We start from the raw sequence: 20,820 nt of genomic DNA, 5'->3' as shown, positions 1-20,820 counted from the left end.
AAACTTGAGAGTTGTTTTTCATGAATATCGACAATCATTATCGTAAAGCCGACAAATTGATGTTGGGTATATGCTGTGGCTTGTTCTTTTACGGGCTGGCCCTGGCTGGGCTCTACGATACTTGGATGTTGGCACTGCTGACGGGGGGCAGTTGCCTGGCATTGGTGTTTTTGCTGAACCACATTGTTCCGGGCTCGCGGATTATGCGATGCACGGTGGCCGCTGTATTTATGGTGTTTTGCGCCATGCATATTCAACAGGGTCACGGTCTGATTGAATATCACTTTGGTATTTTTGTGTTGCTGGCTTTGTTGTTGTATTACCGTGATTGGGCGCCACCCGTTGTTGCAGCGGGTGTGGCTGCGGTTCACCACTTGTCCTTTTACTACCTTCAAAGCCAGGGCAAACCGGTGTACATGCTGAATCCAGACAATCAGTCCTGGGGTCTGGTATTTCTTCACGCTGGCTATGTCGTGTTCGAAACCGCCGTCGTGGTCTGGATGGCTCTGGACGCCAAGCGTGAATACGCCCAGACCGAAGCAGTAAACAGTTGTATTGATACCGTGATGCAAACCAAGGGTGAAATACACTTGAATGTACGCGCGGATATGGACTGCGAGGTAGTCAATGTGCTCAATCAATTTCTGGAATCCACAGAGCAGCTCGCTGCCCAAGTGAAGAGCACGGCTGGCCAGCTTGCGGATCAGGGCAATGAACTGAATGAAAGTAACAATGCCATTGCCCGGGAATTGCTTGAACAGGGTCAACAAACGGATGAAATTGCCAGCTCCGTGATCCAGCTCAGTGATGGTGCGGGCAAAGTTGCTGAATCGGTCAAGCAGGCAACGGCTCAGCTGGATGAAGCAAATCAGGATTCAAACCGTGGCACTGAGGCTGGTGACGCATCGCTGAAAGACATCCAAAGTTTAAACACTTTGATCGGCAATGCTTCAGGCAAAGTGGGTGAAATGGAAAATCACTGTGAACAGATTTATGCCTTACTGGGAACCATCCAAAGCATTTCCGAGCAGACCAATCTATTGGCCTTGAATGCCGCCATTGAAGCGGCTCGTGCTGGTGATCAGGGGCGTGGCTTTGCGGTAGTAGCCGATGAAGTTCGTGTTCTGGCACAGCGCACCCAGTCGACAACTAATGAAGTTCAGGAAACATTGGAAGCCTTACAGCAAAGCTCGAAGGAATCCATGTCCGCCATGGACAATAGCCGGAAAAATGCCGAGCGTTGTGTGGATAAAACACAGGCAACGGTTCAGGTCCTACAGCGTGTACAAGGTAACCTGAATACTCTGTCGGGAATTGTGGCGGGTGTAGAAAATTCCTCAGTTGAGCAGCAGCAGTTAGTCCAAGGTATGGTCAGTAATATTGAGCAGATTCAAACTCTGTCCCGCTCGAACAAAGAGCGGGCAACTCAAAGTGAAGGCTTGAGTTGCGCGATGGTCCAACAGAGCCAGGAGCTGGTGCTCAATGTTGGCAAGTTTAAAACAGCCTAGTATTTTTCAATAACTTCCCCTTGGCGGGCTGGCGACTTCGCTGGCTCGTCTTTCTTTTGTGTCAGCTTGCCATGCTGCACGTAGAGAACTGGTAGAAAGCTGAGGCAAACCACACTGGTAAAGAGAATTCCGAATCCAATACTCACCGCCATAGGTATCAACATTTGAGCTTGGCGGCTGCTTTCAAAAACCATTGGCGCCAAGCCAAAAAACGTTGTGATGCTGGTTAAAAAAATGGGGCGAAAACGCTGACACGCCGCTGTGATAATTGCGTCTTCCAGCATTTTTCCCCCTTCTCGAGCGCGGTTGGCAAACTCAATCAGGATCAAACTGTTGTTAATAACGATGCCGCTCAATGCCAGAATGCCCATAATACTGACCATGCTAATGCTCAGTTGAAGCACCATGTGGCCAAGAATGGCACCAACGGCGGCAAAGGGAATAATGCTCATGATGAGCAAGGGCTGGCTGTAACTGCGCATTGGAATAGCAAGCGCTGCAAAGATAGCCAACAGTGCCAGCACCGTCCCGACCGATAAATTGCTTAATCCCTCTGAAGCTTCTTCCTGATTTCCAGAGAACTGTAAAACAATCCCGGGGTACTTGGCACGTAAGGTCGGGAACAGCTTGTCTTCAATAGTCTGTACAAGAATGGGTAATTGACGAGGGTTGTTGGCCCGCGCGGTAATGGTTTCTATGCGTTGAGCATCGCGACGGGAAATGCTGGCAGGGGCACTGGATTTTTTCAGCTCGGCCAGTTCATGGAGGGGCAGTTCGCCACCACTCTCGGTTTGAATAGGCAGGTTTTTGATATCCGCTTCGCTGCGTATGGCATCCCGATCCATGCGCACCAGCACACTGACCTCGCTGGATTGTCGTTGCAGCCGCATGGCCTGATTCCCATAAAGTGCGCCTCGCAATTGTTCTGAAACCATAGCGGTATTCAGACCGAGATTTAAACCGTGTTGGCTCAGGCTAACATCCCATTGGGGAATGCCCTCGGAATAACTGCTTTTAACATCACTCAAGCCGTTAATGTCGGCGAGTTGTTGTTCGGCATCGCGAATGGCTCTGGCGAGCAACAGGCCATCTTGATGTCTGAGTTCAATACTGAGGCGGCTATTGTTGCCTCCGCCACCCCCGCGTTCGGCATCGAACTCGATACTGCGAACATGATTGATCGGCCCCAGGTTTTGCTGCCATCTTCTAACCAGCTCGTGGGAGCTGATGGGGCGAACTTCTGTTGGTGTCAGGTACAGACCAACGCTGACGCTGTTGCCATCAATTTCGGCTTGGCGGCTTTGCAATAAGGTATCGCCACCCGACTTGGCTACCGTTCGCAGTGCAGCGGCTTCCACGTGATCTCGAACCTGCTTTAGTTGAGCCATTGAAGCATCATTGGGCAACTCAGCGGTAGCAACGGCCCATTCTCCTTCCAGTGCAGGAAATACCGAAAAGCCCATGCGGCCACTCAAGGCATAACTGAGGCTGATCGACGCAATACACAGGGGAAGGGCCAAACTCAGCAAAGGACGTTTTAAGCAAGTCTGCAAAAAACGGCGATAGCGATGGTGGATGAAGTGATCAAGATAAGCTGCGCACCGTTGGCGAATGCCATCAAAGCGATGTGTTTTGCTTTTTCCACTGGCGGCCAGATGAGCAGGTAGAATAAACAAGGCTTCCACCCAACTGATGACAAAACAAATCACAACGACGATCGGGGCGCTGCCAAATATTCGTCCAATTTGCCCGGGCATGCTGAGCAATGGAAGGAAGGCAATGATGTTGGTCAGAATGGCAAAACTTAATGGTACTGCCATTTCCTTTGCGCCCATAATTGCGGCGGTTTGAAAATCCATGCCTTGTTGTTGTCGGGCATAAATATTTTCGCCTGCGATAATGGCATCGTCGACCACCAGCCCCAAGGCAATAATAAACCCAAACAGACTGATGACATTGATAGTGACATTAAAAAGGGGCAAAAAAATAATCGCGCCCAGAAAGGTGGTAGGCAGGCCGATCACAATCCAGAATGCCAGATGATGCTGGAGAAACAGTGCCAGGGTGATCATCACCAGTAACAAACCGAGAAAAGCGTTTTTTAACACCAGGCCTAAACGTTGGGTGTAGGTGGTGGCGTCATTGTCGGTTAAACGCAGATCCGCTCCGGGAGGCAGTAAAGCTTGTATCTCAGACAAACTGTCGAGATAAGCATCGTACACATCGCTGGGGGTTTGTTGCCCGCTACGATAGATATTCAACAAAATGCCATTGTGTCCATTAAAGGTTACCAACTGATTGCTGTCGGCAAAGCCTTCTCGGATTGTTGCAATATCGCCCAGTAGCAGATTACTGCCATCACTCTGTTGCAAAATGGGGATTTTGGAAAACTCATAGGACCAGTAGCGTTTATTGTTAACGCTGACCAATATATTCCCGTTTTCACTTTGAACTGTTCCTGCGGATTGCTCAAGGGCGGAACTGCGTAAGCGGGAGGCAATGTCCGCAAGACGGATGCGATAACGCTTCAACATCTCAGGGCGAATGTCGATATGAATCTGTTGCTGTGGCAATCCGTTCATTTCGATTTTTGACAGGCGATTGTCTTGCAGAAGCAGCAAGCGTACTTGTTCTCCAAGCTGCTTCATTTCGAATAAACTCAGATCACCAAATACCGCCAGTTCCAAAACTTCAATGGTATCTTCTTCAAGGGATACCAAAGGCCGTTCAATCAGTTGGGGAAAGGTATTGATGCGGTCCACTGCCTGTTTAATATCCTGATAGACCTTGCTGCGATCGGCGGACTCGACAAGCTCGATGCGGGTTTGGCTGCTGCCCTGACTGATGCTCGAACTCAATTTTTTAATATTGATCATTCCCTGCAGGGCGTTCTCCAGGGGAACCACAACGCTCTGTTCAATCTCGCTTGGCGTTGCGGCCGGGTATTCAATATCAATGTTAACGATGGCGGCAGATTCACTGGGCAGAAACTCTTTTTGAATCGTGTAACTGACAAACAGTCCCCCAATGATCAGAAACAGCATGAGCAAATTGGGCGCAACCCGATGATGGGTCATCCAGGCGATAGGGCCGTTTTGGTTTTCCATCACGAGCGATTCTCCTGAGCTTGATCAGCGTTGGGAGATTCGAGTTGCATAGATCTTTGTTCTGGTGAAACCTCCTTTGTCGCTTTGTCTTTTAAAAGCACTTTCCTCACGGGCATTCCATCATTGACGGCTATCAGTTTCTGAGCGGCTACCCATTGTTGGGCTAGCGTATTGGAATTGACGATGATGGTGTCTCGGCCAGTAAAAATCGGGTTTGCTGTATGCTTTTCGAGGCGCTCGTCCTTTATCAACCAGAGTTTTTGTTGATCATTAAGCCATTCCCGGGAAAGCTGAATGGTTTCGCCGGGAATGGGAGTGCGCAAGGTGACATCCAGATATTGGTTAAGCAGGGGCTTGTGTTGCTCGTGATTGGTCAGGGTTACCGCAACCAGTATCTGGGCCTGGCGGTCGGCGTTGTTCACTTCCGATTGAACACTGAGTATTTTTCCGGGGTATTGTTTCTCACCCCAACTGGGGTGGCTGTATAGCACCTCTGTATCGTCATTGACCCAGGACAAAAAGCTGGCAGGCACTTTGACGTTTAACCAATACTCATCATTGGCGGCGAGCTCCATCAAGGGCGTGTTTGCGCTCAAGTAACTGCCTTGATCCACTTGCTTCCTGAGTACCACCGCATCTGTCGGTGCGTGAATCCGAGTATAACTGAGTTGCAGTTTTGCCTCGGCCAATGCGGTTTCACTAAGCGCCAGTTTCGCCTTGGCGATTTCGAGCTGAGGTTGGCGTAAAGCCAGAGCTTCCGATTTGCCTTTTAAAATGTGCTTGGCCAGCTGATATTGTGCAGCGGCGAGTTTTTGCTGACCGACTTCAATATCCAGCTCAGCCTTGGCACTGGCCACGTTACTCTGAGCCTGTTGCAGTTTGAGTTGAAGTTCGCTGGGGTCGATATTTGCCAGCAATTGGCCCTTGCTAATTTTGGCCCCTGGATAAACCGAATCGGAAAGGCCTTCAAGAATACCGGCAACCTGATTGGATAAAATTATGCGCTTCGCGGGTGTGAGCAAGCCACCGGTTTTCCAGCTGGCGTAATGGTGCTGCGCTTTTAGCTGCACAGCCAGAACCTCTCGGGTTTTTTCCGCCTCAGGAATGGAGGCTTCAATTTCAGCAGGCTTCAGCAACAAATAGGAAGAAAAACCAAGACTGCCTGCCAACAGCAGTAAAGGAAAAATAGACTGGCGCATAGATCGGTTCCCGGCTCCGGCCTGACCGGCTTTATGCGCTGTTTGCTAAAAAGCGGACAAGACCTATGAAAAACCTTCATTGTAGAGAAACAAGCGTGAACCAAATGTCACATGAAGTGGGGCTGGAAATAGGATTGAGAATACGATGTAAGAGGAAAGCAAGCCAGCGCCCGGATAGGCGCTAGGCGTGGGAAGCAAAGGCACTGAAGTCGATGCGAGCAATGTACTGCTGCTCAACTTCGCTAAAGGTGGCTTGCCAGTCGTGGTATTCACAAATGCGGCTGATAATCTCCTGGCCGTAACCATAACCATCCTGACTGTTCTGCTCGGCAATCGGGTTAGAAACCTGAATGTATTCGATATTGCCCTCAATACGGATTTGACCGCTGCCATGATTGACAGCATTGCGTAACAGGTTTTGCAGGGCGACCGTAATCATGGCTTTATGGGCCAGAATATTCGCCGAGTTGTCCAGTTGAAGATCGACATCCATGGCCTTTTGTTCAATCAAAGCACTTTGTCTTTCGATACAGCGTTGCAGAATCTGCTTCAGATTGCAGCTTTTCCAATGTTCCATGGAGGCCGGTCGATCGTGGGCACGCCCCAGGGCGAGAAAGGTATCCACAATGGATTCGATATCCGAGCCGGCATTGCTGATCCGTCTCAGGTTACGATCTATTTTGTCTTCATCCAGCGATTTCAGTTGCAGCACCGAAACCGAGTTCCTGATGATCGCTGCGGGTGTGCGCATTTCATGGCTGGCATGGCGGGTGAAAGACTTCTCGCGATCTAACTGTTGGGCCTGCTGTTGCAGAAGATGTGCAAGAGCACGACTGAGCACACCCAGCTCATCGCCTCGATCCTGACCATGCAGTTTATAGCCTGGCTGCCAGTTCACACTGGCATCTTCAGCCAAATCCATAATGGGCTTAGCCAGGCTACGGGCCAGGAAGGTGGCGATAAAAAAGCTGGCAAACAGAACAACGCAACCGATGGCGAATAGCGTGCTGTGCAAAGGACCATCCAGCTTTTGCAATGAGCCCAGTTCATCTTCATCCAAGACGATATAGATACGTTTGCCGTCCGATGTTTCATTGGAAACCGCGACGTGGGTACTTCGGTCGGGGAGTTCGTGAATACCGTTTTCAAAACTCTGGTATTCAACAGGAATTTCATTCTCGCCTTCGCGATAGCTTTTAAAATAGCTGGTGGAGGGCAATTCACTCGCGTCGTTCTGCAGAGCAATATTCAGCTCATGCTTGAGGTAACTGTGTGCAATGTGGTCTTCAGTACCGTAAATAGAATACTCGATCAGTAAACTGTACAGCAGCACCACAAAAAAGGAGAAGGGCAGGAGATTAGCCAGTACTCGCCAAAAATAGGAATTAATTGGGTATAGCAAGACGGTACCCCTTTCCATGAATGGTTTTAATCAGATTGCTGTTGTAGGGCTTATCAAGCGCCATGCGCAGGCGATACACATGGGTTCGCAGAGCGTCACAATTGGGTGGCTCGCCTTGCCACAGTTCTTTCTCCAGAATTTCTCGACTCACGGCCGCAGGCGCGTATTGAGCCAGTACTTCCAATAAGCGAAATTGAATATGATGCAGTTCGATAGCCTCTCCCTGGCGACGGAGCTGTTGAGAGTTGCGATCGATTTCAATATCGCCAAGGGAAATAACATTGCCGCTGTGCTTGCTTTGTCGATTGGCCAGAACGTTAAGCCTGGCGGCCAGCTCAGCGGGCGCAAAGGGTTTCACCAAGTAATCGTCTGCCCCCGCATCAAAGCCTGCCAGCTTGTCTTCCAGGGTATCCCTAGCGGTCAGAAAAATAATAGGTGTATTACTGCCTTGATTTTGTCGGAGTTCCTGGCAGGCACTCAGGCCATCCATTTGTGGCATGTTGACGTCCATCACCAGAACGTCATAGTGATTTTGACGGCAAAGCTCCAAGCAGGCTTGGCCATTAAATGCGAAGTCCACGTCAAAACCGACCTCAATTAAAAAGTCTGCCAACGATCCGGCAAGTTCAGAATCGTCCTCTACCAACAGTACGGTAATGCCCATTTGGACCCCCACAATACGCCCTGGCTAATGGCAAAATGATGGTCTATGACTCCCAAAATTTCAAATAGTTGCGAGGAAATTTGAAAAAATTTCAGTTCACATTTGGATCACAAATCCGTTGCTAGTCTTGCCCGCCAATAGGCTTCGCTCAATTGATTTTGCAGGAATTTTTATACGAATGAGCTTTGCAAAAAGCCGGATTAAGAGCCAATAAAGTTCGTTGTATACCCCTTTTCCCTGCAAGGAAAAGCAACAGCAAGCATTTGTTTTGAATAAATATTTTCCCGGGAGTAAGAACACTATGCCCAGTCAAAGTGTGGACGTTACGGTCGTTGTACCCTGTTTCAATGAAGAGACGGTACTGCCCAGTTTTCATCGGCGCATGCTCTCCGTGATGGCAGAGCTACCCTCCAGTTGCGAGATTCTGTATATCGATGATGGCAGCACCGATCAGACCTTTCAGCATATCAACGGCTTTTGTCTGGGGAGACATGTTAGAGGGATTCGATTCAGCCGTAACTTTGGTAAAGAGTCGGCGATCCAGGCGGGTATCGACCACGCCAAAGGTCAGGCGATTATTCTGATCGATGCCGATTTGCAGGATCCTCCCGAATTGATTCCAGACATGATCGCCGCCTGGAAGTCGGGTTTCGACGTGGTGAACATGCAGCGCGAGTGCCGAGGTAAAGAAGGCCTTGCAAAGCGGTTCAGTGCAAAGTTGTTTTATCGAACAATCGCCAAGCTCAACGGGCGTTTGCATTATCCCAATGAGGTGAGTGACTTCCGATTGATTGGAAAAGAAGTGATTGATTCACTTAAGCAAACCTCGGAATCATCACGCAGCTTCAAATCCATGGTGAGCTGGTGTGGCTATAAATCCATTGAGTTGCAATACAAACGAGACGAACGTTTCGCAGGCGAAACCAAATGGAACCTTTGGTCCCTGAGCGACCTGGCGATTGAAAGCATTATGTCGGTATCGCGAAAGCCTCTGCGCTTGTTCAGCTTTTCTGCGGCATTTTTGTTTTTCGTTTGCATTTTTTTGAACCTCTACAGTTTTTGGCAAGGCGCGTTCAGCGCGTCGGTATTTGCATTGCTGGTTATTTCTTTTCTGGGACTTGGCCTGGCGATGATTGGGGAATACCTCGGTGCAGCTTATCAGGAAATCAAGGGTCGCCCCGGATACCTTATCGCCGATACGGTGGACAGTGAAAGCATGGAAGCTGAAAACGCAGGGCCTGCCAGTTATGGGGTCTTCAATGTGGTCAGCACAGAGGCGATTCAGCAATGCAGCTAAGCGCAATACTGTCCGGCCGAAAGCCGAGTTTAAGTTGGGATTGGGATCTGTCTCGAAACACGACGGCAAAGCTCTATGGCTTGCTAATGGCCATTTTGTTGATCAGACTGGCCTTGCTTGCGGTCTACCCTCTATTGGATACCAGCGAGGCTCGCTATGCGGAAATGGCGAGAAAAATGGTCGAGTTGAATGATTGGGTCACCCCGATGTTTGACTACGAAGTGCCGTTTTGGGGCAAGCCGCCCTTATCATTTTGGGCACAAGCCCTTTCGATAAAAATTTTCGGGCCAAATGAATTTGCTGTCAGGCTACCTTCTCTGCTGTACTTACTTGCTTGTTGTTCGTTATTGATCCGCTGGGGCCGAGAAGAACATTCACTCGAGTTGGGATTGCTGGCCGCTATTGTATTGGCCAGTTCAAGTTTGGGTTTTGTCGCCTTTGGCGCCGTGCTGACCGACCCCGCGTTGTGTTTTTCTCTACTGTTGGCGGTGTACGGTTTTTGGCGGGTGATTCACTACAGTGACCAATTCTGGGCCTATATGGGGTTCGTTGGTTTGGCTTTTGGCATGTTGGCAAAGGGGCCCATTGCTTTAGTGTTGTTCGGCGCACCGGCATTCTTTTGGTTGTTACTTCACCGACAGTGGTATGCACTGTTTAATATTCCCTGGTTGGGCGGCTTGGCTCTGTTTTTTATTCTCTCTGCTCCCTGGTATGTCATTGCCGAATGGAAAACGCCGGGCTTTTGGGATTACTTTTTTATCGGTGAGCACTGGCGTCGATTTCTTGTTCCTGGCTGGGCGGGTGATCTTTACGGAAACGCCCATCTTCATCCAAGAGCTTATATCTGGATTTACGCGTTTGCAGCGACCCTACCTTGGTGTCTGTTGCCTGTGTTTAAACGGCGTTCGCGTTGGAAGTCTTTGATCAAGGAGCCTCTGTTTCAATACAGTGGGATTATTGTGGTATGCCTGCTGGTGTTTTTCAGTTTTTCCAGAAACATTCTCTGGACGTATGTTTTGCCGGTACTTCCACTGCTTGCACTCATGCTTGCCTGGATGTTGTTGAAGATTAACAGTAGCTTTCGAACCATTCTTTTTTCTTCTTTATTGCTTCCTGCGCTTGTCATCATTATGTGTATAGAGGGCAGCAAGTTTGATTCATGGAAGAATCAAAAACAGGTCATTCAGTATTGGTCGGAACATAAAGTAGGCGGCGAGCCTTTGTTTGCTTATAAGCGACGTATTTATTCGGCAGAGTTTTACAGCGGTGGTTTGGCAAGCCGTCTTCCCGAAAATCTTGACGGCCTGGCTGGAACGCGCTTTTACCTGATTGTTCGAGAAAGTTATCAATTAGAAGGTCCGGATTTAAAACCTGCATGTGTGCTAAAGCAGAAGATCACAGGTAGCGAGTTGTATTATTGTCAGTTATAAGACGTTCGACTTATTTGATGGCGATTTCCAGAAAAAGTTGGTGGATCGCGCCTTGTTGAAGAACAATTATCTTGTCAGTTGGGTAATGAGCTTCCGATTTTCTTTTGAGGGTGCTTTTCCCTGAGCCTTGAGTTGCGCCACTTTGGTTAACAAATACTCCAGCTCCTGCGCCCTGATTTCGTTCGCAAGTTTCGCGGCTGCCTGAAAATCAACCAGCGCACGATCGAGGTCCTTGGACAGCTCGTATATTTTAGCTCGATGAATCAGACCACTCATGAGCCAGTACCGATTGCCGCCTTTTTCGATAATACGCAGACTGTTGTTCACCGTGGCGAGAGCTTCCACGTATTTTTCTTGTTGACGATAAAGGTATGCCTTGTTCATCAGATGTATGGCCAGTTCTTTTTGTCCGGCCGTGGATTGTCGACGATCAATGGCGATAGCCAGGTCGATATATTTGAATGCGTTCTTGAAGTCACCCAGTGAAGAATAGCCAGTAGCGATATTATTGTAGGTGGACGCTCGATCGGTATCGCGCTCCAGATACTGAATGGCCTCGCCCGCAAGCGTAATAGCCTCCTGATTGCGCCCCATATCGCCGAGTATGGCCGCTTTGGTTGCCAGGCTTATGCCCATTTCGCTTGAGTTTTGAGTACGGCGGTCGAAAGTGAGCTTCTTATCGATATAAGCAAGGGATTTATCGAATTGACCAAGATACTTAAACGCCACGCTCAGATCAAAGTAGAGATCGTTTTTCTCATGTTCGGTTTTTGCAAGAGATATGGCTTTTTCGAACGCTTGAGCAGCGCCCTGAAATCGTCCCAGGTGTTGATGGGCCAGCCCGAGACACAAATACTTTGTATAGCTTGCTTTGTTGTTGGTAAGTGTTTTCTCGGCATGTTTTATGGCAGTTTCATAGTTGCCGATGGAAAGCTGTGACTGGCAATCAGCAAATGTGCCAGCACTCACCAGACAGGCAATCAAACACAGAGTAACGCGCAAAACCCTTCCTCTCTACTGCTTAAAACAGAGAACCCAAAGGGCAATGGTACTGGGAAGGCTGTTTAGTCCAATAGGAAGTTGGAACTAATTATTTAGTTCTTAGGAGAAAAATAGAGGCGAAAGCGCTGAAATTTAATCAAAAAGGATGATTCTTCAGTATTGTATATCAGGAGCTGGAAGAACTCCTGGCTCGAAAAGTGGAAAGGGCAGAAGCAATAATGATTCCTGCAGCAACGCCAGCCAGCATGGACAGCCCCATATCAAACCAGAAAATACCAACGAACAATCCCACGATAGAGCCTAAAACAATCCCCCAGGTCAGGTAGTGATTCATGCTTCAATCTCCTTGAATGATGGTCGATTTATTTGTCCCACACCGCGATTATATAACCCGTATCCAAATGGTCTCTGTCTAACAGTTCACCAAATTTTGCGTTTCAAAAGGATGGCGCGCAGGGTTCATGCTGCCAGCTCTGGCGGGGATTGGCAAAATATAGGAGCCGCAAGGCCCCGGAGGATTGTGATCACAGTCTGGTTTTGCGGGCCTAAAAGGCTGCCGATAATCCTTGACAACTCTCTCCGAGGCCCCCTAATATCAATGAGTTCCAAAAAGATACCTATATAAAATTAATTACAAGAACAACAATAACAAGCATGGCGTTCTTTAGTCGGCCATGCCGTAGCCTAAAGGTAAGAGATGATGGCCAAGCCCGAGCAAGCCAATGAAGAGTGGCACAGCACAGCCTGTAATCTGTGTTTCGTGAACTGCGGTGTCGAAATCAAGTTGGGAGGTGAGGACGGGCGCCAGGTACTGAAAGTCCGTGGCGACAAAGAGCACCCCACCTCACAGGGCTATATCTGCAACAAGGCCTCCCGGCTCGATTACTATCAAAACAGTAAGGCTCGAATCAACAGCCCCATGCGCCGCACGCCGGATGGCAGCTATGAGGCGGTGGATTGGGATACTGCCATCAGTGAAATCGCGGGGAAGCTTGCTACGGTGCGTGATGAACACGGTGGCGACAAGATTTTGTACTACGGTGGTGGTGGTCAGGGGAATCACCTTGGCGGCGCCTATGCCACCAGCCTGCGAAAAGCCTTGGGGATTCGATATAAAAGCAGCGCTATCTCCCAGGAAAAAACCGGCCTGTCCTGGGTTTTCAGCCGTATGATAGGTGGCTTGGTTCACCCCGAAGTTCACCACGCCAAGGTGGCCATGTTTGTGGGCAAAAACCCGTTTATGAGCAATGGCCTGGATAGGGCCCGGCTGTTCCTGAAGGAAATCAAAAAAGACCCGGAACGCACGCTCATTGTTATGGACCCGCGTAGAACCGAAACTGCTGACCATGCCGACATCCATCTCGCGGTGAGACCAGGGAGAGACGCCTGGTGTCTTGGTGCCATACTGGCTCATATTGTCCAAAGTAATTTATTGCCCATGGATTGGTTGGCTGAACACGCCGCCGGCTATGAAAAAGTGATTGAGCGTTTTCAGGCAATTGATGTGGACAGCTATGCGGAATTCTCCGGTGTCAGTCCGAGCCAGGTCAAAGAAACGGCTGAAGTCATTGCCAAGGCAGAATCCTTTGCGCTGGAAGAAGATATCGGCGTCCAGATGGCGCCACACTCCACGTTGGTTACCTATCTGAATTTTCTGCTGATGCTCATGAATGGTAATTACGGGCGGCCCGGCACCATCGGCATGATTACTCAGCTAGCGGATATGATCGCGGTGGATTATGGTCCAGTGGATGAAAATGGTTATGAGACCGAACGCCGAACGCTGCCGGTTACCGGCGCGCCTATTGTCAGTGGCCTGTTTCCGGCCAATTATTTAACCGAAGAAATTCTTAACGATGATCCAAAGCGATCGCGTGCTCTGATTGTTGAAAGTTCAAACCCGGTGCACTCCCTTTCCGATGCTAAGCGTATGCGCAGGGCGTTGCGTCATCTCGATTTCAGTCTGGCCATCGATGTCGTGATGAGCGAAACCGCCATGGAGTGTGATTATGTGTTGCCGGCAAGCAGTCAGTATGAAAAGTGGGAGGCGACGTTTTTCCCGAGAAACTTCCCGGCCAACATCTTCCATTTGCGCGAGCCTATCCTTGAGCCCATGCCAAATACCTTGGGTGAACCTGAAATGCACGCTCGTTTGATCGAAGCGTTGGGCGTGTTTGATGCGGGTGAATTGGATGGCTTAAAAACGGCCGCTCAGAATGGTATGGCCGCCTATCAGGGCGAATTGTTTTCTCAGATGGGCAGCAACCGCAAAGTCGCCAGCTATCTGCCTTATGTCCTGTATCGAACCCTCGGCCCCGCATTGCCAGAAGGCCAGGCGGCTACAGCGGCGATTTGGGGCTTGTGCCAGATGTATGTACTTAAACACAGCGCCGAAGCTGCCCGTGCAGGCTTTAGTGGCCCAAGCGCCGGTAGTGATTTGTTTCAGGCGTTGGTAGACAGTCCGACCGCTGTCGAGATTGGCATTTCCACCTATGAAGAAAGCTGGGCGCGTATTCCTCACCCAGAAAACAAATTGCAAATGCTGATTGGTGAGTTACTGGATGAAGTGGATGTGCTGGACAAGCTCGAACCCATGCTGAAAACCAGTGAGGAATACCCCTTTGCTCTGGTGGCGGGTGTTCGTCGAGCTTATACCGCGAACTGCAACATTCGTGATCCCCAGTGGGCAAAGGGAAGAGCAGTCACTGCGCTAACCATGCACCCGGAAGATGCCCAGCGTTTCGGCCTGGAAGAAGGCAAGCGTGTGTTGCTGGAAACCGAAACCGGACAAACGGAAGTCGAACTGGCTTACGACGAGCGGATGCACCTCGGAACCATTTCCGTTCCCAATGGCCAGGGTATGCGCTTTGTAAATGAAAACAATGAGTTGGAAGACACGGGTGTGTATGTGAATGAACTCACCAGTGTTTTCCATCGCGATCGATTTATTGGTACACCTCTGCATAAGTTTGTTCCAGCGCGTGTGAGCGCCTGTTGATTCAGGCGCTATTTTTTTCTTTTTTAAACCGTTTGCATTCTTCCCTCGTCTAAATCTGCAATACCAGGATGAGGGAAGGATCGTGAAAAAAATAATCGCCGTAGCAATAGCATTCAGTTCTATCAGTTTGGCCGCCTGTGCCAATACCCAATCAAAAACTCAAGCCTCCGAGAACCACGTCGCATTTTCAGCCTCTCATATTGAGCGCATGGATTTCGGCAAGGATCTGCAATACAAGCATTGGAACTCGGGAAAAGACGAGTGTGAAAGCCGTTTGATGAAAGAGTCCATTCTGTCCAACTATGAAATTCACCAGTACGACGAGAGCAGCTATATCATTCGTCAAAACAAATGCAGCAATGCAGAAGCGCCCATGATGTATCTGATGTTGGGCGAGCACAAAAATGTGTTGTTGGATACCGGTGCCAAAAGCGAAGATGGTGGGCGTGAGTTTGCTCACATTGTGCAGAAACTTATTCACAAGCATGGGCGCAGTGAGCAGTTGTTGGTCTTGCACTCCCATCATCACAGTGATCACACCGCAGGTGATGAGATTTTTTCATCTTTTGAAAATACCGAAGTGGTCGAGGCGGGTAAAAAAGCTTTTGCAGATTTCTATAAAGACGATATCACTACCATAGCGTTAGGTGACAGAGAATTGACGGTGATAAAAACGCCAGGTCATCAAGAAGAAGCTGTTGCGGTTTACGATTCGAAAACCCAATGGTTGTTAACCGGTGACAGCTTTTATCCAGGTGTGCTTTATGTGAAAAACTGGAAAGACTACAAACACAGCATTGCCAAGCTTCACTCGTTCACTCAGAACAATCCGGTGAGTTTTATTCTGGGCTCCCATATCGAGATGAGTGCGGAGCCTGGTAAGGTGTATGAAATTGGCAGCCTTTACCAGCCTCAGGAAGCGTCCATGGCGATGACGGTGGAGCAGTTGACAGCATTGCACCAACAATTGCAAAACACCGATGAGCAGCGTCTGGTCAATGGTGCTTACATTGTGCAGCCCATGAATGGCTTGCAAAAATCCTTGAGTAATATTGTACGTTGGGCGAAAAACTAGAGAGAACTTTAGAGAGAACCTGTCAGTCAACGACAACTATCTCTTCATACCGTCTCTACATGCTGACCTGATTCCAGCCCAGCATGTAGAGAAAAGTTAAGTTAACACTATCTTACTTGTACAAATATCGTTCCACGCTTACAGTGCCGGCTTATCCTTGGCTCTGTAAGATTTTCGTAGAATGTTTAAAACCCTGTCAAAAACAATCAAGTACCTGTTGTTTGCCCTTATTGCGCTTGTTGTTGCTATCTATATTTCTGCCTGCAGTTCTTTTGGCCAACTGCCTGATTTGAGCAACAAAAAGATTGCTGAACAATTTGAACGGTCTCCCCAATGGGATGGCAGCTATTTTAAAAATAAGCTTGCCCAGGAGCCGGTAGATCGTTGGAAGGCCGCCAGAGCTTTTTTCCTGGCGTCGAACCCGAATACCGAACCCGATCCTGTCTTGGAGGTAGAGTCAACGGATGTCAGCATTTATCAGAATGCCCCTGAAAGTGGCTTCCGCGTTACCTGGTTGGGGCATTCGATTTTGCTGTTGGAAATCGACGGTAAGCGTATTCTGATCGATCCGGTTTGGTCTGAACGCGCTTCCCCCTTCAGCTTTATGGGTGCCAAGCGCTTTTATCCATCGCCCCTGGCATTTGAAGACTTGCCAAGTATCGATGCCGTACTGATTTCCCACGATCACTACGATCATCTCGATATGGAAACAGTAAAACGTTTAAAAGAACAGGATCTGAATTGGTATGTTCCTCTGGGTGTGGGTGCACACCTGCGTTTTTGGGGAGTGGATGAAGAAAAAATTTACGAGATGGATTGGTGGCAACAGCAGCAATTGGGCGATGTGACCATCAGTTCAATTCCCAGTCGCCACAGCTCCGGCCGTACTTTGTCCGGCAGCGAGCATAAGAAAACCCTGTGGTCAGGTTGGGCCGTGAACGGTCCGGAGCACAGCGTTGTGTATTCCGGTGATACATCCATGCATCCTGACTTTGCGGAAATTGGCGAACGTTTGGGACCCTTTGATTTATCCATTATTGAAATTGGAGCCTACAACCCTCTGTGGCGAGATAATCACTTGGGACCGGAGCAGGCTTTTATCGCCCATCAGTTGTTACAGGCCAACACCATGTTGCCCGTGCACTGGGCCGGCTTTAATCTTTCCCGTCACGCCTGGACAGCACCTATCGAACGTTTATTGGTAGCCGCTGAAAGCTCCGATAAAAACAGCAACATTATTATCCCGAAACCCGGTCAGGCTTTTGAACCCAGCTCACCGCCCCAAAACCAACGTTGGTGGCCGAGTATTCCCTGGAATGGCGTGGATAAAGAGCCGGTGTGGTCAACAAAAGTGGATGAATTGCTTGAGGGTTATCGCTAACTCTTACCAACAAAAAAGCCCCATATGAAGGGGCTTTTTTGTTGGTAAACAGGCTCTACGAATGTATCGGCTTCGCCAAATCCATCGCTTCAAACAACAAACTCTCCTCGCCAATATGATTGGCCAGTAGGAGAATCAGCTTGGCATTCATCATCTGCACTTCTTCCTCACTCAAATCCCTTTGCATATCGATCAAGCGGTTGTAGAAGTTATCCGGGTTGGGGATGTTGGCATTTAGGTTCAAGCTCATCATGTCTCTCCCTTAGTGTTGGCAGCTGGCTTTGGCAATGGCGACTTTGATTTTGGCTTCATCAAAGTGGCGCCAGCGGGCGGCAATATGCTGGTCCGGGCGGATAAGGTAGACGGCGCCTTGCTCTCCATCGTAACGTTGCTTCACCAGACCTAGCGAATCATCAAAGTGTTCGCCCAGGCGCACCACATTGGCATGAATACCGCCTTGTTCCACCGAGTGAGCCGATTCGTTATTAATGACCAATAGTTTGAAGTCGCCTCCGAGTTCAGACAGTAACCAGCTGTCTTTGTCCTGAATTTTAATTGGCGCGTCGGCGCAATTGGTTCCGGGCGTCATGCTGCCGCTAAAGTGATCTTCATCGGCGGTGTTCAGAGTGGAATTAATATAGGGCGTCGGGGTTGAAAGTCGACCGCTGTTTACCAAGGGGCGAGCGAATTCATGTTGCTCCGCCAGTTGCAGGACGGCATCGCGGAATATCCGGCTGCTTTTACTTTTGGGGGTAATGAAATCGGTAGAGCGCGTTGAGTTCATCAGGTTGTCGTCGGCCGCGAAAACCCGCTCTTCGCTGTAGCTTTCCAGCAGTTCTGCGGGTGCCTTACCTTCCAGATTCAGTTTTAATTTCCAGCCGAGGTTATCAATATCCTGGACTCCGGTATTGGCGCCACGTGCGCCAAAGGGCGAAACCTGATGGGCGGCGTCGCCGGCAAAGAGTACGCGGCCATAGCGAAATTTATCCATGCGACGGCAGGCAAATTGATAAACTGATACCCACTCCAGTTCGAACTCACAATCTTCTCCCAGCATTTGTTTCAGCAAGGGAATGACATTTTCCGGTTTCTTGGCTTCTTCCGGATCAGCTTCCCAGCCCAATTGGAAATCGATACGCCAGACATCGTCAGATTGTTTATGCAGCAGGGCTGATTGGTTTTTGTGGAAAACCGGGTCGAACCAAAACCAACGCTCCGTAGGGAAGTCGTTTTTCATAACGACGTCTGCAATTAAAAAACGATCCTGAAAAAACTGTCCACTGAACTCGCCGTCGAGCATTTTCCGGGTATCGCTATTGGCGCCGTCGCAGGCAATCACCCATTGGGCTTCCATATTAAAAACACCATCCGGAGTTTCAACGACCAGAGTCGCGACATCATCGGTTTGGGAAAGGCTGAGCAGCTTATGTTTCCAACGCAGATCGATCAGTTCCTGGCGCTCGCATTCCGTGACCATGTACTCTTCCAGATAATATTGTTGGAGATTGATCATGGCAGGCATCTTGTGGCCTTCTTCGGGCAACAAATCAAATTGGTAAGCCAGCTTTTCCTTAAAAAAGACTTTACCGATTTTCCAGCTGATGCCTTTCTCGACCATGGGAGCGGCAACACCGAGACGATCCCAGATCTCCAGCGGGCGCTTGGCATAACAGACGGCTCGAGAACCGATGCTTACGGTATTGTTATCGTCGAGTACGACAACAGGAATACCCTGGGCGGCGCATTCCAACGCGGCGGTAAGGCCAATAGGACCCGCACCAATAATTACGACTGGGTGCCGTTTTAATTCCCCCGATGCCTGTTCTGCGGATTGCTGGTATTCGAATTCCGGATAGCTGTAGGTGTTTAACATAGACTTTGCCTCCCAATCTGGTTCTTATTCGGCGGAAAATTCGTCGCTGTGCAACCAGGCCGCTTGTTTAACGGTGGTTTTCTTTTGACTCCACTCCTCAAGCATTTCCGGTGCAATGCGATTGAGTTCTTCAATCTGGCCGGGCTTGTCGGTGCGTACGGTCAGTTCCAGGCGGTGACCGCTGGGGTCAAAGAAGTAGATGGATTTGATGATTTCATGATTGGTTGGGCCAACCACCTCAATGCCCTTGGCTTCGATTTCGGTCTTGGCTGCCATTAATTCCTCTTCGCTTTCCAGTTCAAAGGCAATGTGTTGCACCCATTCCGGTGTGTTGGGGTCGCGCCCCATTGGCGGCGAATTGGGGATTTCAAAGAAGGCCAAAATGTTGCCGTTGCCAGCATCCATAAAGAGATGCATGTAAGGGTCCGGCTCTTTGGTGGAGGGGACTCTGTCCTCCGAAATGGCCAGAGTAAAGTCCATATTGAGAACATCCCGATAAAATTCGACAGTCTCTTTGGCGTCTTTACAGCGATAGGCTACATGGTGAATTTGCTTGATGTTCATATGATCCCCGCAGATATTGTTAGCGTTCCAAAACAGGCTTTTCGAGGATAATAATGTTCTTATATGAAACTAATGTAAAGTCTTTGCAGGGTGTTTATTGATCGGTTGTAGACTCGCCCATGGCGGGATTTATTGTTTTTATTAGAATAATCAAAAGCTTATGGAATTAATGTGCATTGGAAAAATATGGAAATATTTTCTCATTTGAGATTATTTTTTATTATTCCGGGGGTTGGTGTTCTAGCGTTGTGCTGATACTGACGGACTGTCCAGGGGCCAATGTTACAGGATCATACTGTTCGGTATTGGCCGCCTCTATACAGATAAAAGCGGATAATTGGCTTGGGGCGATATCAGCCGGTGGGGAATCACTGCCCGGGTTCCATATTACAGTGGACTGACTGTTTTCTTTGGCGATGTTCAACTGGCGTTTTAGGCCTTGGTCAAGGAGTCGGGTATCGCCTTGGTGCTGATAGATGCGGTCCATGGCCATATCCCAATGGTGTTCCTGGCCACGGGTGTAACACTGGGCGAGCTTATCGTAATAAGCCTCTGTCTCTGGTCCATGAATCTGGATATTGCGGGTATCGGATAGCTGCAAGTAACTGTGCAGGGCCTGGGTAATGGGGTAGGCCTGCGAGCGTTTGTTTTCGGTCGTCAGCTGAACCTTGAGCTGAACGCCATCGGCGCGGATATGGAGCTCAAGCGTGATGCCATCGACTAATTCGGGAGCTCGCAACGTCCAATGGCTTTGTTCAGAATTGTGGGTTTCTTCGATTACCGACCAGTTTGCCGTGCGGGCCAGCCCGTGGCTGGGCTGATCTGGCAAGCTGGGGTGAGCGCCAAACCACGGCCAGCAAAGGGGAATGCCGCCGCGAATCGCTTTTCCCGGTCCGGCGCTTTCCTCGCTCAACCACAGCAGCGCACGGCTGTCTTTCGGCTGATAATGCAGAACCTGGGCGCCTTGTTCCGCAATGGCCAGTTCCCCCCAGATTTGTTTGAACAGAAAAACTTTGTAGCCCCGCCAGATCACTGTACTTCGCTCGCCCTGCATGGCGCTGAAATAGTTGGATAACGGGTGGTGGGTAGGGCTCATTGGGGAGGTCTCGGTTATCGTGTTAATGGTTTCTTGTGTAATTGAATTACATTTATGTGAGGAAGTGCCGTTGCAGGCTCTGGATTTATTTAATTAAATTACTTGTTTTGTGTCAAACATTGTGTATCATTTAATTAAGTTACACAGGTGTCATGTGTGACTGTCAGCTTTTAATGGATTGAGTCTCGTTTCAAGTATTATCCATGGCCCCCGTTGTATGGGGG

Annotated in this window: 16 protein-coding genes; 6 read left to right on the top strand and 10 right to left on the bottom strand. The window is 49.2% G+C overall.

The genetic code is table 11. The features are described 5' to 3' along the window. Window positions 1-20: 20 nt before the first annotated feature. On the top strand, window positions 21-1,508 hold the full coding sequence (locus G8768_RS01775; RefSeq protein ID WP_166852310.1) for a methyl-accepting chemotaxis protein: 1,488 nt from the start codon (window positions 21-23) through the stop codon (window positions 1,506-1,508). Here the strand turns inward: G8768_RS01775 and G8768_RS01770 are convergent. From G8768_RS01770 to G8768_RS01755, 4 genes are all read right to left on the bottom strand, one after another. After that, complete coding sequence (locus G8768_RS01770; protein ID WP_243749400.1) at window positions 1,505-4,615, bottom strand: efflux RND transporter permease subunit; 3,111 nt, start codon at window positions 4,613-4,615, stop codon at window positions 1,505-1,507. The two genes, G8768_RS01775 and G8768_RS01770, sit on opposite strands and share 4 nt — an antisense overlap. Continuing rightward, complete coding sequence (locus G8768_RS01765) at window positions 4,615-5,814, bottom strand: efflux RND transporter periplasmic adaptor subunit (protein WP_166852316.1); 1,200 nt, start codon at window positions 5,812-5,814, stop codon at window positions 4,615-4,617. The genes G8768_RS01770 and G8768_RS01765 overlap by 1 nt, the downstream gene beginning before the upstream one ends. A gap of 181 nt (window positions 5,815-5,995) precedes the next feature. Further along, window positions 5,996-7,216 (bottom strand): sensor histidine kinase, encoded by a 1,221-nt coding sequence (locus tag G8768_RS01760; protein ID WP_166852319.1) that lies wholly within the window; start codon window positions 7,214-7,216, stop codon window positions 5,996-5,998. Further along, the gene (locus G8768_RS01755) at window positions 7,200-7,880 is read right to left on the bottom strand and encodes a response regulator transcription factor (RefSeq protein WP_166852322.1); all 681 of its coding nucleotides are present in this window, start codon (window positions 7,878-7,880) and stop codon (window positions 7,200-7,202) included. Before G8768_RS01755 ends, G8768_RS01760 begins: the two co-directional genes overlap by 17 nt. Before the next feature lie 301 nt (window positions 7,881-8,181). On the opposite strand from G8768_RS01755, the gene G8768_RS01750 reads away from it, so the two are divergent. After that, the gene (locus G8768_RS01750; protein ID WP_166852324.1) at window positions 8,182-9,177 is read left to right on the top strand and encodes a glycosyltransferase family 2 protein; all 996 of its coding nucleotides are present in this window, start codon (window positions 8,182-8,184) and stop codon (window positions 9,175-9,177) included. Further along, window positions 9,168-10,607 (top strand): ArnT family glycosyltransferase, encoded by a 1,440-nt coding sequence (locus G8768_RS01745; protein WP_166852327.1) that lies wholly within the window; start codon window positions 9,168-9,170, stop codon window positions 10,605-10,607. Before G8768_RS01750 ends, G8768_RS01745 begins: the two co-directional genes overlap by 10 nt. A 66-nt stretch (window positions 10,608-10,673) precedes the next feature. On the opposite strand, the gene G8768_RS01740 is transcribed toward G8768_RS01745, so the two are convergent. Both G8768_RS01740 and G8768_RS01735 read right to left on the bottom strand, forming a co-directional pair. Further along, window positions 10,674-11,609 carry a tetratricopeptide repeat protein gene (locus G8768_RS01740; protein ID WP_166852329.1) on the bottom strand — a complete coding sequence of 312 codons (936 nt, stop codon included), beginning with the start codon at window positions 11,607-11,609 and terminating at the stop codon, window positions 10,674-10,676. 166 nt (window positions 11,610-11,775) lie between these two features. Beyond that, window positions 11,776-11,943: a hypothetical protein gene (locus G8768_RS01735; protein WP_166852333.1), complete on the bottom strand. Its 168-nt coding sequence runs from the start codon at window positions 11,941-11,943 to the stop codon at window positions 11,776-11,778. Between the two features lie 363 nt (window positions 11,944-12,306). On the opposite strand from G8768_RS01735, the gene G8768_RS01730 reads away from it, so the two are divergent. The 3 genes from G8768_RS01730 (at window position 12,307) to G8768_RS01720 (ending at window position 17,063) form a co-directional block, all read left to right on the top strand. Further along, window positions 12,307-14,607, top strand: coding sequence for a molybdopterin-dependent oxidoreductase (locus G8768_RS01730; RefSeq protein WP_208020053.1), 2,301 nt, complete (start codon window positions 12,307-12,309; stop codon window positions 14,605-14,607). 82 nt (window positions 14,608-14,689) lie between these two features. Beyond that, entirely contained in the window at window positions 14,690-15,682 is a 993-nt protein-coding gene (locus G8768_RS01725) for an MBL fold metallo-hydrolase (protein ID WP_166852336.1), read from the top strand. 181 nt (window positions 15,683-15,863) lie between these two features. Continuing rightward, entirely contained in the window at window positions 15,864-17,063 is a 1,200-nt protein-coding gene (locus G8768_RS01720) for an MBL fold metallo-hydrolase (RefSeq protein WP_166852339.1), read from the top strand. A gap of 55 nt (window positions 17,064-17,118) precedes the next feature. Here the strand turns inward: G8768_RS01720 and G8768_RS01715 are convergent, their stop codons facing one another. The 4 genes from G8768_RS01715 to G8768_RS01700 all read right to left on the bottom strand — a co-directional run bounded on the left by G8768_RS01715 (window position 17,119) and on the right by G8768_RS01700 (window position 20,596). Further along, window positions 17,119-17,313: a DUF2783 domain-containing protein gene (locus G8768_RS01715; RefSeq protein WP_166852342.1), complete on the bottom strand. Its 195-nt coding sequence runs from the start codon at window positions 17,311-17,313 to the stop codon at window positions 17,119-17,121. A gap of 12 nt (window positions 17,314-17,325) precedes the next feature. Continuing rightward, on the bottom strand, window positions 17,326-18,936 hold the full coding sequence (locus G8768_RS01710) for an FAD-dependent oxidoreductase (protein ID WP_166852344.1): 1,611 nt from the start codon (window positions 18,934-18,936) through the stop codon (window positions 17,326-17,328). Between the two features lie 24 nt (window positions 18,937-18,960). Further along, window positions 18,961-19,500 (bottom strand): VOC family protein, encoded by a 540-nt coding sequence (locus G8768_RS01705; RefSeq protein WP_166852347.1) that lies wholly within the window; start codon window positions 19,498-19,500, stop codon window positions 18,961-18,963. Window positions 19,501-19,720: 220 nt separating this feature from the next. Continuing rightward, window positions 19,721-20,596 carry a D-hexose-6-phosphate mutarotase gene (locus G8768_RS01700; RefSeq protein WP_166852350.1) on the bottom strand — a complete coding sequence of 292 codons (876 nt, stop codon included), beginning with the start codon at window positions 20,594-20,596 and terminating at the stop codon, window positions 19,721-19,723. Between the last annotated feature and the right edge of the window lie 224 nt (window positions 20,597-20,820).

Source organism: Pseudoteredinibacter isoporae (assembly GCF_011602085.1).
GTDB lineage: Bacteria > Pseudomonadota > Gammaproteobacteria > Pseudomonadales > Cellvibrionaceae > Pseudoteredinibacter > Pseudoteredinibacter isoporae.
Note: the sequence above shows the minus strand (reverse complement) of the source record. Positions and strands in the feature narration are given on the sequence as shown.

What these genes read in the sequence shown, in the direction of transcription:
- G8768_RS01735 (WP_166852333.1), bottom strand. Translation starts at nt 11,943, where the DNA reads ATGAATCACTACCTGACCTGGGGGATTGTTTTAGGCTCTATCGTGGGA.
- G8768_RS01730 (WP_208020053.1), top strand. Translation starts at nt 12,307, where the DNA reads ATGATGGCCAAGCCCGAGCAAGCCAATGAAGAGTGGCACAGCACAGCC.
- G8768_RS01775 (WP_166852310.1), top strand. Translation starts at nt 21, where the DNA reads ATGAATATCGACAATCATTATCGTAAAGCCGACAAATTGATGTTGGGT.
- G8768_RS01770 (WP_243749400.1), bottom strand. Translation starts at nt 4,615, where the DNA reads ATGGAAAACCAAAACGGCCCTATCGCCTGGATGACCCATCATCGGGTT.
- G8768_RS01700 (WP_166852350.1), bottom strand. Translation starts at nt 20,596, where the DNA reads ATGAGCCCTACCCACCACCCGTTATCCAACTATTTCAGCGCCATGCAG.
- G8768_RS01755 (WP_166852322.1), bottom strand. Translation starts at nt 7,880, where the DNA reads ATGGGCATTACCGTACTGTTGGTAGAGGACGATTCTGAACTTGCCGGA.
- G8768_RS01705 (WP_166852347.1), bottom strand. Translation starts at nt 19,500, where the DNA reads ATGAACATCAAGCAAATTCACCATGTAGCCTATCGCTGTAAAGACGCC.
- G8768_RS01720 (WP_166852339.1), top strand. Translation starts at nt 15,864, where the DNA reads ATGTTTAAAACCCTGTCAAAAACAATCAAGTACCTGTTGTTTGCCCTT.
- G8768_RS01745 (WP_166852327.1), top strand. Translation starts at nt 9,168, where the DNA reads ATGCAGCTAAGCGCAATACTGTCCGGCCGAAAGCCGAGTTTAAGTTGG.
- G8768_RS01715 (WP_166852342.1), bottom strand. Translation starts at nt 17,313, where the DNA reads ATGAGCTTGAACCTAAATGCCAACATCCCCAACCCGGATAACTTCTAC.
- G8768_RS01710 (WP_166852344.1), bottom strand. Translation starts at nt 18,936, where the DNA reads ATGTTAAACACCTACAGCTATCCGGAATTCGAATACCAGCAATCCGCA.
- G8768_RS01750 (WP_166852324.1), top strand. Translation starts at nt 8,182, where the DNA reads ATGCCCAGTCAAAGTGTGGACGTTACGGTCGTTGTACCCTGTTTCAAT.
- G8768_RS01765 (WP_166852316.1), bottom strand. Translation starts at nt 5,814, where the DNA reads ATGCGCCAGTCTATTTTTCCTTTACTGCTGTTGGCAGGCAGTCTTGGT.